Source organism: Rhizobium sp. AQ_MP (assembly GCF_014237835.1).
Lineage (GTDB): Bacteria > Pseudomonadota > Alphaproteobacteria > Rhizobiales > Rhizobiaceae > Allorhizobium.
In genome coordinates this window covers 60,826-73,651 of sequence record NZ_JACJVI010000005.1, presented here as the reverse complement: position 1 = coordinate 73,651, position 12,826 = coordinate 60,826, and the positions used below count along the sequence as shown (strand labels likewise).

General features: G+C 61.0%; 12 protein-coding genes. 8 read left to right on the top strand and 4 right to left on the bottom strand.

All coding sequences use genetic code 11. The annotated features are described in order from the left end of the window. Positions 1–39 precede the first annotated feature (39 nt). Positions 40–1,647 carry a fumarate hydratase gene (locus tag H6M51_RS10055; RefSeq protein ID WP_185809728.1) on the top strand — a complete coding sequence of 536 codons (1,608 nt, stop codon included), beginning with the start codon at positions 40–42 and terminating at the stop codon, positions 1,645–1,647. A gap of 217 nt (positions 1,648–1,864) precedes the next feature. Then, the gene (locus tag H6M51_RS10050; protein WP_185809727.1) at positions 1,865–2,929 is read left to right on the top strand and encodes a GGDEF domain-containing protein; all 1,065 of its coding nucleotides are present in this window, start codon (positions 1,865–1,867) and stop codon (positions 2,927–2,929) included. Positions 2,930–2,941: 12 nt separating this feature from the next. Here the strand turns inward: H6M51_RS10050 and H6M51_RS10045 are convergent, their stop codons facing one another. After that, positions 2,942–3,550, bottom strand: a complete 609-nt coding sequence (locus H6M51_RS10045) for a pyridoxamine 5'-phosphate oxidase family protein (protein ID WP_185809726.1) — start codon at positions 3,548–3,550, stop codon at positions 2,942–2,944. Between the two features lie 68 nt (positions 3,551–3,618). After that, positions 3,619–4,548, bottom strand: coding sequence for an alpha/beta hydrolase (locus H6M51_RS10040; RefSeq protein WP_185809725.1), 930 nt, complete (start codon positions 4,546–4,548; stop codon positions 3,619–3,621). 46 nt (positions 4,549–4,594) lie between these two features. Between H6M51_RS10040 and H6M51_RS10035 the strand changes: the two genes are divergently transcribed. Next, positions 4,595–5,086, top strand: coding sequence for a MarR family winged helix-turn-helix transcriptional regulator (locus H6M51_RS10035; protein ID WP_185809724.1), 492 nt, complete (start codon positions 4,595–4,597; stop codon positions 5,084–5,086). On the opposite strand, the gene H6M51_RS10030 is transcribed toward H6M51_RS10035, so the two are convergent. Then, positions 5,067–5,429, bottom strand: coding sequence for a gamma-butyrobetaine hydroxylase-like domain-containing protein (locus H6M51_RS10030; RefSeq protein ID WP_185809723.1), 363 nt, complete (start codon positions 5,427–5,429; stop codon positions 5,067–5,069). The genes H6M51_RS10035 and H6M51_RS10030 overlap by 20 nt on opposite strands. A 312-nt stretch (positions 5,430–5,741) precedes the next feature. Here H6M51_RS10030 and moaA point away from each other — a divergent pair, with 312 nt between their 5' ends. Then, positions 5,742–6,728 (top strand): GTP 3',8-cyclase MoaA, encoded by a 987-nt coding sequence (gene moaA / locus H6M51_RS10025; protein WP_246780484.1) that lies wholly within the window; start codon positions 5,742–5,744, stop codon positions 6,726–6,728. A gap of 28 nt (positions 6,729–6,756) precedes the next feature. Here the strand turns inward: moaA and H6M51_RS10020 are convergent, their stop codons facing one another. Beyond that, the gene (locus tag H6M51_RS10020; protein ID WP_185809935.1) at positions 6,757–9,291 is read right to left on the bottom strand and encodes a HAMP domain-containing methyl-accepting chemotaxis protein; all 2,535 of its coding nucleotides are present in this window, start codon (positions 9,289–9,291) and stop codon (positions 6,757–6,759) included. 229 nt (positions 9,292–9,520) lie between these two features. On the opposite strand from H6M51_RS10020, the gene H6M51_RS10015 reads away from it, so the two are divergent. Genes H6M51_RS10015 through mobB form a run of 4 tightly spaced genes read left to right on the top strand, consistent with a single transcriptional unit; the run spans position 9,521 to position 12,810 of the window. Then, entirely contained in the window at positions 9,521–10,426 is a 906-nt protein-coding gene (locus H6M51_RS10015; RefSeq protein WP_185809722.1) for a DMT family transporter, read from the top strand. Positions 10,427–10,455: 29 nt separating this feature from the next. Continuing rightward, entirely contained in the window at positions 10,456–11,661 is a 1,206-nt protein-coding gene (locus H6M51_RS10010; RefSeq protein WP_348644449.1) for a multidrug effflux MFS transporter, read from the top strand. Positions 11,662–11,665: 4 nt separating this feature from the next. Beyond that, the gene (mobA, locus tag H6M51_RS10005; protein WP_185809720.1) at positions 11,666–12,292 is read left to right on the top strand and encodes a molybdenum cofactor guanylyltransferase MobA; all 627 of its coding nucleotides are present in this window, start codon (positions 11,666–11,668) and stop codon (positions 12,290–12,292) included. Further along, entirely contained in the window at positions 12,289–12,810 is a 522-nt protein-coding gene (mobB, locus tag H6M51_RS10000; RefSeq protein WP_185809719.1) for a molybdopterin-guanine dinucleotide biosynthesis protein B, read from the top strand. Before mobA ends, mobB begins: the two co-directional genes overlap by 4 nt. The last annotated feature ends 16 nt before the right edge of the window (positions 12,811–12,826 follow it).

The following is a 12,826-nucleotide window of genomic DNA, read 5'->3' as shown; positions in this document are numbered from 1 at the left end:
CCACCGGCAATTCCAGCTTTTGCCGCGAAAGGCTCCGTGATGGCAGACGATCTGTTCCCAATTGGCGAAGATACGACCCCCTACCGCAAGATCACCTCTGACTTCGTTTCGGTCGAGAGCTTCAAGGGCCAGGAGATACTGACGGTCGAGCCAGAGGGGTTGCGCCTGCTCGCCGAAACGGCGCTGTCCGATATCAACCACCTCCTGCGCCCCGGGCACCTGAAACAGCTCGCCTCGATCCTCGAAGACCCCGAAGCCACCGACAATGACCGTTTCGTTGCCTTCGACCTTCTGAAAAACGCCAATATTGCCGCCGGCGGTGTCCTGCCGATGTGCCAGGACACCGGCACCGCGATCGTCATGGGCAAGAAGGGCCGCCGTGTCTGGACCGACGGCCATGACTACGAAGCGCTCGCCGAAGGCGTGCGCGATGCCTACGAGCGCCGCAACCTGCGCTATTCGCAGCTCGCCCCGATCAAGATGTTCGAGGAAAAGAACACCAAGACCAACCTGCCCGCCCAGATCGACCTCTACGAAGAGGGTGAGGATGCCTACAAGTTCCTCTTCATGGCCAAGGGCGGCGGCTCGGCCAACAAGACTTTCCTCTATCAGGGAACACCCTCGCTTCTGACCCACGACCGGATGATCGACTTCCTTAAGGAGAAGATCCTGACTTTGGGTACGGCAGCCTGTCCCCCCTACCATCTGGCAATCGTCATCGGCGGCCTCTCGGCCGAGATGACGCTGAAGACGGTGAAGCTTGCTTCGGCGCGTTATCTTGATGACCTTCCGACCGAAGGATCGGAGAGCGGCCACGCCTTCCGCGATCTGGAGATGGAAAAGGAAATCCACAAGCTCACCCAGTCGATGGGTGTCGGCGCCCAGTTTGGCGGCAAGTACTTCTGTCATGACGTGCGGGTCATCCGACTGCCACGCCATGGCGCCTCGCTGCCGATCGGGCTGGGTGTCAGCTGTTCCGCCGACCGCCAGGCCAAGGGCAAGATCACCAGGGACGGGATCTATATCGAACAGCTGGAAACCGATCCGTCGAAATACATGCCCGATATCGACGAAACAGCCCTTTCCTCGTCGGTGGTCAAGATTGACCTCAACCAGCCGATGTCCGCGATCCTCGCGGAATTGACCAAGCACCCGGTCAAGACCCGCCTGTCGCTGACCGGCACCATCATCGTTGCCCGCGACCTTGCCCACTCCAAGATCCGCGATCGCCTCGAAAAAGGCGAAGGCATGCCGGAATACATGAAGAACCATCCGGTCTACTACGCAGGCCCCGCCAAGACCCCGACAGGCTATGCCTCGGGCTCCTTTGGTCCGACGACCGCTGGCCGCATGGACAGTTACGTCGACCAGTTCCAGTCTTTCGGTGGTTCGATGGTGATGCTCGCCAAGGGCAACCGGTCGCGGGCAGTCCGCGAAGCCTGCAAGAAGCATGGCGGGTTCTATCTGGGCTCAATCGGCGGCCCGGCCGCTCGCCTTGCCCAGGACTGTATCAAGAAGGTCGAGGTGCTGGAATATCCGGAACTCGGCATGGAAGCCGTGTGGAAGATCGAAGTCGAGGACTTCCCGGCCTTCATCGTCACAGACGACAAGGGCAACGACTTTTTCCAGGAATTCAATCTCGGCTGAACTTTTTTCTGGACGAAACTGATGCCGTTGCGGAATCGACAATCTGCAACGGCAAATTTCTATTTGTTTTACAAGGCTTTGCGAATGTGAACGCGAACCGCTCATTTTGCGCCCGTCACTTCTCGCTGCGTGAAGATTAAACATTTTCCAATCATTTGACGCTAATTCTTTCATTGGACCTTTAATGTCTCGAGTGACGACCACTGGAGTTCGCCGAATGAGCACGGCAACACCGCCAAAGGCGCAGACCCCTGACGTCGCGGCACAGATCACATACGCCATGCGCTCCATGGGGGTTGCCCCCATCCCGCGCAATTACGAGCTGTTCTATGAAGCCTATATCGGCTCGAACCCGTCACTGACCCGCGAACTGGCGGCGCTTGGCAGCCGCGCGACCCAGGACGAACTGGATGCTCTGGGCGAGCAGTATTTCGGCAGTCACCAGACCAGGGCCATCGAAAACGCGCACGCCAAGCTGATCGGCGAGCTCGACGGCCTGCTACGCCTCCTGCAGCAGGAGCAGACCTCGCTGCAGAGCTATAACCGGCTCCTCGGAGAGACCTATCACCGCATCAATTCCAAGAGCACCAACAGCGCCGACATCCTGCGCAGTGCCATCAATATCCTGACCGAGGCCACCGGCTCCACCATGGCACATGGTGAAGAGACGGTCGTGCAGATGTCCGAGCGCTCGAAGGAAATGGACGAGGTCCGCCGCGAGCTCGACGAATACAAGCGGATTGCCAATACCGACTCGCTGACACGCATCGCCAATCGCCGTGCGTTCGACGAGAAGCTTGCCGCCGTTTACACGAGCGGCACGAAGCCGCTGGCCGGACTGGTGCTGGCCGACATCGATAATTTCAAGAAGGTCAACGACGCCTACGGCCACCCTGTCGGCGACAAGATCCTCGCGACGGTCGCGACCGTCATTCGCAACAATGTCCGCAAGGACTGCTTCGTCGCGCGCACCGGCGGTGAGGAATTCGCGATCATCATCGAGGGCAACACAGCCGAGGAGATCTTCCAGATCTGCGAACGCACCCGCACTGCGCTGGAGGCGACGCCGTTCAAGAATTCCAAGACTGGCGTAAACTATGGCCCGATCACCATTTCACTCGGTTTTGCCATGGCAAGTGACGCCGAAGACGCCGGCGAGCTTTATGCCAAGTCCGATATCGCCCTTTATTGCGCAAAGAATGCGGGCCGAAATCGCACCAAACACTACGAAGACGGAATGAAGAAGGACTTCACCAAGAGCTGGCTCATCTATAAGCGATGACCCCTTATCGGCTCACCACATCGTCTTCGCAGCCCGCGCTGGCCATTCGCGGTCATATGTCTCCTGGTCGAAACTCTCCTTGGCCGCCTTGAGCATCTCGCCCGGCGTCGGCAGGTCGTCTGCTGCAACCTGCCGCTTGACGTTCCACAACTCCGCCCGCATGACGGCGCGTGCACACTGGAAATAGGCCTCCTGGATCGAAACGATGATAACGCTTCGCGGGTGGCGCCCCTCCATCTCGAAGCTTTCGAGCAGATCCGGCGCGATCGAGACCACGGCCCGACCGTTGATCCGCATCACGCTGTTGGAGCCGGGGATCAGAAACATCAGCGCCACGCGCGGATCGCGGACGATATTCAGGAGCGAATCGACGCGGTTGTTGCCGCGCCAGTCCGGTAGCGCGAGCGTCCTGTTATCCTCGATCCGGACAACAGCGCCGAGATCGCCGCGCGGCGAGCAATCGAGCCCTTCCGGACCCACCGTGGCAAGCGCCACAAACGGAGAGCATTCGATCATCTGCCGATAGGCCGGCGTCAGCGACGTCGTGACCTTGGCCGTCGATGCCTCGGAGACCTCGCCGTAAATCGCCTTGAGGTCTCCAACCGTGGTGATGACAGTCATGCTTTTTGCTCCCGCTTCTACATCCGACACTAAACACCGGTCCGAGGTAGGCAAGAGCGATGACGCGACTATGACACCCGGCGCTCATCGGACTGTCCCGCCAGCTCCGCGCCAGTCAGGAAGGATGCAACCGCGGCAATGACGTCGGGTGCGCTGACGATTCGCCGATGTCCGTGGCCATTGGCCCAAAGATGCCGGACATGCGGCGAGACCCCGATGTAGCGCTGCGCGTGCCCAACATTCACCTCCTTGTCGTCCTCTGCGTGAACGACCAGCAGCGGCCGGTCGATCCGGCGGGCAACGCTGACACCATCGAGGTCCTCCACCCGTGCGCCGGCAATCTCCACAGCCCTGTTGCGCATTGCGCCGACGCTGCTCCGGCCGAGACCGACCATGGTTGCAAAGCCGTTGAATACCTCGCCCATGCTGGAGGGAGAACCAATCAGCGCGATCCGGGCCGCCTTCAGGCTCTGCAGATCCGAAAACACGCCGCCTGCCGCCATCATCACGGCGGCGCCGCCAAAGGAATGACCGACCACGCCGTCCAAACGTCCGAAATGCCGTTCTGCGGCAACGATGGCTTCTGCCGCGATCTTCAGATCGAGCCGCCGCCCGCTGGAGGCACCGTGCCCGGGCAGGTCGAGCACGATCACGTCTGCGCCGGTCTGCCGAAGGCCCCAGGCGAGGTCGGACAGATATTCGGCGCGGGAGCCCCAGCCATGCACGACAAGGATCCTGGGCCTGCCCGCTTCGCCGCTGCCATCCACCGGCAGATGATGCGCCGCCGCCATGCCCCGAGACAGAGCGAGCCGCACCAGCGAAGCCTGCCGCAGACGATTGCGGCCAACCATGAAAACCTCCCGCGCCTTTGCACCCTTGGGCCTGCGGCTCGGTGTTCGGCAGAAGAGTTCAAACGCAAGCCGCCCCGCCATCCCAGGGGACAGCTTTTCCAGCTGCGCGAAAGCCAGGCGGGTGACCTTGAGCGGAAACGATGGCATAGTCGGATTCCCTAGACTGTTCAATGCTGAACAATAAAGTACAAGAATGAACGAAAAGCAAGCCTTCCCCTGGGATCATCCTCGATTTCGCAGCTGGATTTCTGTTGCCCGCGCCTGCCAGCTGATGCAGCAAGCCCTCGGCCGCGCGCTCGCACCGCTCGACATCAAGCCACCGCATCTCGATATCCTGGTGAACCTCTACCGCTTTGAGGGAATTTCACAGCAGGAACTCGCCCGCAAACTGCTGGTAGGCCGTTCCAATATGAGCATGCTCCTTCCACAGATGGAGAAGCGCGGGTTGCTGGAACGGCGCCCCGATCACCGGGACAAGCGCGTATTGCGGCTGTTCCTCACGGCAGACGGACGCGCCTTGAGCGAAAAGGCCATGGGAATTCAAACCGATCTCATCGAGCGTACGCTGTCGGCGACACCCATCGCCGAATGCCAGCGTCTCGCCGAAAACATGGACCTGCTGATCCAGCGCATGCTGGCGGCCGATGGCTTGATCGATGCCGAACTCAGCGAGGATCGCGACTGAGCCGCTTTTCTGCAAGCTCGGCCTCGTAGGCCGCGAACTTCTCCGCACCGGTTTCGCCCAATTCGCGCAGATAGAGCCAGGTAAAAATGCCGGTGTCGTGCCCATCGTCGAAGCCGATTCGAACGGCATAATTGCCCGTCGGGGTCATCTGGCGGATTGCCACATGTCTCTTGCCCGGCACCGTTACCTTTTGGCCCGGACCGTGCCCCTGAACCTCTGCCGATGGCGACAGCACTCTCAGCATTTCGGCCGGAAGCGAGGCAACGACACCGTCGTTGAAGCTGACGGTCAAGAGCCGTCGGTCCTTCGACACCTTGAGTTCGGTCGGCCAGATCTCGCTCATGTTATCCTCGGATGGGCTTTGTTTTCAGATGCAGCAGATCCAGATCATGTCCGGTGAAAACTGGATCATCTGAAATGCTCAATCTGTTTGCTTTTACGCAGTCCGGACGCAAAACCGCTGACGCACTTTTGCTGGACCTGCTCTAGGGCCAAGTGCTGAGCTTTGCAATCCGTCTTGATGAAGTCGTCGCCTGTCAGCTTGACGCTTCAAGGGCTTGGCCCCACATTGGACGAAACGGACAGGAGAGATCTGTTGGACCAGACCCCCGCCGATTGGCGCCATGCAGAACCGCTCGGCGAGCGGACGAACCCGATGATCGACCCCTTCGGACGGGCCGTGACCTATCTGCGTGTCTCCGTCACCGACCGTTGCGACTTCCGCTGCACCTATTGCATGGCGGAGAACATGACCTTCCTGCCGAAGAAGGATCTCCTGACGCTGGAGGAACTCGACCGGCTCTGTTCCGCCTTCATTGCCAAGGGCGTTCGCAAGCTGCGCTTGACGGGCGGCGAACCGCTTGTGCGCAAGAACATCATGCATCTGGTGCGCGGCCTGTCCCGGCATATCGGCCAGGGCCTGGATGAGCTGACGCTGACCACCAACGGGTCTCAGCTCGCCCGCCATGCCCAGGAACTTGCCGATTGCGGCGTCAGACGCATCAACGTGTCCCTCGACACGTTGGACCCGGACAAGTTCAAGAATATCACCCGCTGGGGCGAATTCGACAAGGTGATGGAAGGCATACGCGCAGCCCAGGCCGCCGGCATCCGCATCAAGCTCAATGCTGTCGCTCTCAAGGATTTCAACGAGCACGAGATCCCGGACCTCCTGCGCTTTGCCCATGGCGAGGGCATGGACCTCACCCTGATCGAGACCATGCCAATGGGCGAGACCGGCGAGGATCGTACGGACCAGTATCTCCCGCTATCGAAGGTACGCAAGATGCTCGAAGAGCAGTTCACGCTCGACGACATCCCCTACCGGACCGGTGGACCGGCACGCTATGTCGAGATACGCGAGACCGGCGGCCGTCTCGGCTTCATCACACCCCTCACCCATAACTTCTGTGAAAGCTGCAATCGTGTGCGCCTGACGTGCACGGGCACGCTCTACATGTGCCTTGGGCAGGATGATGCAGCCGACCTGCGTACTGCTCTTCGGGCGTCCGATGACGATGCCTTTCTGTCGGCGGCCATCGATGAGGCGATTTCACGCAAGCCCAAGGGTCACGATTTCATCATCGACCGTGCCCATCGCAAACCGGCTGTCGCGCGCCACATGAGCGTCACCGGCGGCTGAGCGCCGCCGGCTTTCGTCTCAGTAGTCCTCAAGCCGAACGGCGATAGACCTGCTGGATTGCGCGCTGGCTGTCGGTGCGGAAGCGCGAGATCTTGTGCATCAGGATATCGACGCGCTGGCGCAGGCCCTGGATCTCGGCATTGTTTTCCTCGACCATGGCAGCGTTCTGCTGGGTGATCAGCTCGACATCGCGCACGGCCGAGGTGACTTCGCTGATACCCGTCGACTGTTCGCGGGTGGCGGCCGAAATGCCCTCGACCAGTGACTGCACTTCCTCGACCTGATCGATGATCGCCTGCAGTGCGACGCCCGTGTTTTCGACAAGTTCGACACCCGATTTGACTTGGCTGCCACTGACAGAGATCAGCGTCTTGATCTCCTTTGCCGCATTGGCGCAGCGCTGAGCGAGATCACGCACTTCCTGTGCAACGACTGCAAAGCCACGACCGGCTTCTCCGGCACGGGCCGCTTCGACCCCGGCATTCAGTGCCAGCAGGTTTGTCTGGAAGGCGATCTCGTCGATGACGCCGATGATGGTCGAGATCTTCTCCGAGGATCGGTTGATCTCGGCCATGGCCTCCACTGCTCTCTTGACCACTACGCCGGACTGGCGGGCGTGATCGCGGGCCGACTGGACGGACTGGGCAGTGCGCCCTGCCCCATCGGCCGTCGTCCGCACGACATCGCTCAGGTGCGAGAGCGCACGTACGCTTTCTTCCAGCGCTGCCGCCTGCTGTTCGGTGCGGCGTGCAAGATCATCGGCAGATACGGCGAGATTTTCTGTGCCCGCATTGATGTCGACACTCGCGGCCCGAACCTCTTCGAGCGTGGCACGCAACGCCTCAACGGCCTGGTTGTAGGTCGATGCCATCGCGACAAAATCTGCCGGCAGATCATCGCGCATGGAAACGTCGAGTTGACCGTTGGCGAGCGCTTCGAGCACGGACGACAGGGCTTCAAGTGCTGATCGCTGGTCAGCTTCAACACGGGCGCGTTCCTGTTGACGCTGCGCGCTTTCTTGCTCGGACCGGGCACGGGCGGCCTCCGCCTCTTCCTCAAGGCGCCGGTTTTCCAGCGCCGCATCACGAAACACGGTGACCGAACGAACCATGTCGCCGATCTCGTCACCTCGGTTGCGACCTTCGATCGGAACCGAGAGATCGCCGCTGGCCAGACGCGCCATGACGCTTGTGATGCGTTTCAGCGGCGCCCGCAGCGTTTCAATGAGCATCAAGCCTCCGATGATCGCAAGCAGCGTGCCGACCACCATGGTGATGACGGAGATCGTCGCCGAGCGCTCGCTATCCTCGCGGCCGATTTCCTGGGCCTGGGAGACGAAGTTGCGCAGCGACCCCATGCCCGCGGAAACGGCGGCACCGGCTGCCAGACGCTGCTTTTCCCAGTCCTGCCCGGCATCGAGGCGCGCCTGCGACATCTCGGTAATGGCGGTGAGCTGTGGTGCAATCTTCTGCGGAAAGTCGCGCAGCGCGCTGTTCTTGGCGCCGAGCTCGGATATGCGGGCCGCCATGGTCTGGAGGGCCTCGATCTCCTTCACGACCACGGCGCGGCTCTCGTCGTTAAGGGCACCGAGCATCTGCTGTACCCGCAGTTCCACCGTGGCGACGTTCAAGGCGGCCTGATCAACGAGCGCCATGAGTTCTTTCTGTTCAGCAACCAGCTTGTCGAGCTTCACGAAGCGGTCGGCGGCAATGTCGCTGTTCTTGGCAGCCTGCAGCGTGATCTTCTGTTCGATTTCGACCAATTCGGCGAGAACCCGACCGAGCTCCTGAGCCTTGGCGTCATCGGATGACGACTGTGCAAGGATCGCTTCGATCTTTCCGATCGCCGTCCCGACCTCTGCGACCAGCCCCTTGCCCTTCTCGGAGGCGATCGCATTGGCGTTCTTCAGATCCTTCTGCATCGGCCCCAGATAGAGCTTCGCCTCCGCAAGCTGCTCTTCCGGCGTAAACGCCATTTGCACGCCAACCCGCAGCTTGCCGAGTCGGTCGATCAGCGACTTGAACGCGGACGCATCGAAGAGCAGCTCCTTGGCGAAGCGCTCCTTGCCCGAGAGATCTTCGCGGACGAAATCGACCTGCTTGACGATCTGCTGGCTTTCAGCCTGAAGGGCGGCAACGGCGGAGTTCAATCCGGCGTCCAGCTCGTCACGCTTCGTCTTGTTGTCCCAGAGAGCGGCAGTTTGGGTGCGCATCTCTGCCGGAAGCTGCGTCAGCGCGGAGAGATCCGCCGACTGCGCCTGTTTGGCAAGGACGCCATTGAGAACATCGAGTCCCTTCTCCTGGCCATCGATGGCAGCGAGCAGTGCCTGCCTGCTCTCCTCGCTTGGGTTGAGACTGAACTCCTGCAATCCCTGCTGAAGCGTCTCGAGGTCGCTGATATTGCCAATCGTGGCGCGGGTGACCGTCATATGCCCGTTCAGCGTGGTGGCGGTCCAATAACCCAAGAGACCCACCCCAGCCATCAGAAAGACCAGAGGGACGACAAACAACAAAACTTTGGTGACGATCCTGCGGCTTTGCAGGAGGCGATCGATAAAACTCATCAGACCCTCGAGAAGGTCGAAACCCCGCGACATCATCGCGCGGGATTGCAATGGCGGATCCGCCTCATGCAGTTCCATGGGCGAGCTTCGCCCCGGGAGTTTGAGCAAAGGTTAATTGCGCACCAAGTTTTTGGCACTGCGGCATCGTTAAAGGAGGGCAACAGGGGAAATTCAGTTTGTCGTGCCTGCCGCTTGGTTTAGAACCATCCGATACGCATGGGAATCGAGCATGGCATTATCCGAGAACACCCGAGGCGCCCTGTTGATGGCGATCTCGATGGCGGGCTTTACTTTCAATGACGCTCTGACGAAATCGGTGACTGCGGAGCTGACCGTTGCCCAGATCATGTTCGTGCGCGGTGCGTTCACGGCGCTTCTGGTCTATGCGGTCGCTCGGCGCATGGGAGCGCTCGACCATATCGCCAACATCCTGCAGCCATTGATCCTGCTGCGCATTGCCTTTGAGACGGTGGCAGCCGTGGCCTTCCTAGCTGCCCTCGGCCAGGTGCCGCTCGCCAATGCCTCGGCGATTCTGCAATCGCTGCCGCTCGCCGTCACATTGGGTGCTGCGATCTTCTACAAGGAGCCTGTCGGATGGCGCCGCTGGACGGCGATCGGCCTTGGCTTCATGGGCGTGCTGGTGATTATCCAACCAGGGCCGGAGGGTTTTACGCTTGCCTCGCTTTACATTGTGCTCTGCGTGATCACCGCAGCCGGACGCGATCTCGTGACACGTCGGATCGATCCGAATGTCTCGTCACTGACGGTCACGCTCTTTACGGCCGCCTCGATTTCCTTTGCAGGCCTGCTGCTTGTCCCGGCCTTCGGAGGCTGGCAACCGCTCTCGGGCAGTGCGCTCGGCAGGCTCGCTTTCGCCTCTGTTTTTCTCTTTGCGGGTTATCAGGCGATCATCATGGCCATGCGCACAGGGGAAATCTCCTTTATTGCGCCGTTCCGCTACACGAGCCTGCTCTGGGCCGTACTGCTCGGCATGATCTTCTTCGGTGAGACACCTGATATCTGGATGATCGTCGGCTCGGCCATTGTCATCGGCTCGGGGCTCTACACATTCTATCGCGAGAGCAAGCGCAAAGCCGCCCTCGCCCGCCGCGCCGACCCTGCGTCACCCGGCTGATCGCTTCATTCATGCAAGGACAACCGAGCGTGCAGCAGCAGTCCCGCTTTCTGGACAGAACGACGGCACCCCATATCGTCAGCCTCGTGGCGATTGCGGGTCTCTCGGCGCTGACGATGAACATCTTCCTTCCTGCACTCCCGGCAATGGCCTCGGATTTGCGGGTCGACTACGACCGGGTGCAGGTCCTTGTCTCGGGCTACATTGCAATGACAGCCGTCGTGCAACTGGTGATCGGTCCGCTCTCCGACCGCTACGGCCGCCGCCCCGTGATGATCGGCGCGCTGCTGATCCTGATTGTCTCCTCCATGGTCTGCATGATCGCGACATCGATCGAGCTCCTGACGTTCGCCCGCATGGTCCAGACCGCCGTGGTTGCTGGACTGGTCCTCTCCCGTGCGATCATCCGTGATATGGTGCCCATGGACGAAGCCGCCTCGATGATCGGCTATGTGACCATGGGCATGACGCTGATGCCGATGATTGGACCGACGCTTGGAGGCGTGTTGAGCGACACCTTCGGCTGGCGCTCGAACTTCGCCGCGATCCTTGTTGCAGCGCTCGCGGTGCTTCTGCTTGTTTATCGGGACCTCGGCGAGACCAACCGCTACAAAATCGGAAGCTTCTCCGAGCAGTTCCGTGCGTGGCCACGGCTTCTCGCCTCCCCGCGATTCTGGGGCTACACTCTGGCGGCCACCTTCACATCAGGCGCCTTCTTCGCGTTTCTCGGTGGCGCCCCTTTCGTCGGCGGAACACTGATGGGCCTCACGCCCAGCGTGCTCGGCCTGCAGTTCATGTTCATCGCAGCCGGTTACATCGCCGGGAACTATCTCTCTGGCCGGTTCGCCCGTCGCCTGGGGATCGATATGATGATGCTGATCGGCGGCGTGGTCGCCCTTGTGGGTGCCGCAATTCCCATGCTTTTCCTTTCCCTGGGCTATGTTTCGCACATCGCATTCTTCGGGCCGCAGATCGTCGTCGGCTTCGGCAACGGATTGTCGCTGCCAAGCACCAATGCCGGCATCGTCAGCGTCCGACCGGAACTCGCTGGCTCCGCCTCCGGCCTCGGAGGGGCGATCACCATGGGCGGCGGCGCTTTTCTCTCCTGGCTCGCGTCCCGAATTCTCTCGATGGAAACGGGCCCCCTGCCGCTGGTGCTCGTGATGGTCGCCTGCTGTGTTCTGGCGCTTGTTGCGCTGATTTTCCTGCGCTTTGCGCCCGGTGATGAGCGATGAAGGCATGAGCGATCAGATCCGCCCTCCCGCCGTCATTCTTGCAGGCGGACAATCACGCCGGATGGGCCTCGACAAGGCCGGTTTGAAACTGGGAGCAGAGCCGCTCGCCCTCCAGATTGCCGAGCGATTGAAGCCTCAGGTCTCCGCAGTCTATCTCAACGCCCCGGAGCGGCACCCGCTGGGGAACCGTATCCCCCTCCTCTCCGATGCCCACCCGGACCGGCCTGGTCCGCTCGCTGGCGTGCTTGCAGGACTGAAGCGGTTTGCCGAAGGAGCTGGCGGCGTCACGCATGTCCTCACCACTCCCTGCGACACGCCCTTTCTGCCCTCGGATCTGGTTGAACGCCTCGTTGCAAGCGCCGAACGCGGTACCATCGTGATGGCAAGCTCCGGCGGTCGCACCCATCCGACCACCGCGTTATGGCCTCTCACGCTTTCGGATGACCTGGAAGAGTGGCTCGCCGATCCGGCCCACCGCCGGGTGTTCGACTTCGCGGCCCGGCATCCGGCAAGAGCCGTGGACTTCCCGCCCTTCGAAGGTCCTCTCGGGCTTGTCGATCCATTCTTCAACATCAACACGCCGGAGGATCTTGCAACCGCGCAAGCCATCCTCGGATCAGGTACAGCATGACGGAAAGCCCACGCATCTTCGGCATTGCCGGCTGGAAAAACTCCGGCAAGACGGGTCTGGCGGTACGCCTGGTCGAGGAATTCACAAGACGTGGCTACAGGATCTCGACGATCAAGCACGCTCACCACGACTTTGACATCGACAAGGTTGGAGCCGACAGCTATCGCCACCGCGAGGCTGGCGCTCATGAAGTCGTCATCGTATCCGGGACACGCTACGCCATCATGCACGAGTTGCGCGGGAACCCAGAGCCTAGCTTTGAGGACATACTCGCCCGCATTGGCCCCTGCGATCTCGTCCTCATCGAGGGTTACAAGCGCGAACCCGTACCCAAGATCGAAGCCCGGCGGGAGGCAGCGGCAAAACGGGAGCCGCTTGCACCGACCGATCCGCATATCCGGGCGATTGCTGCCGACCACCGGGTCGAGGACACGTCCCTTCCGGTCTTTGATCTCGACGACACCACGGCGATTGCCGATTTCATTGCATCAGTGACAGAACTTCCGCCCCGCCGCTGAGACACGCAAAAAAGAA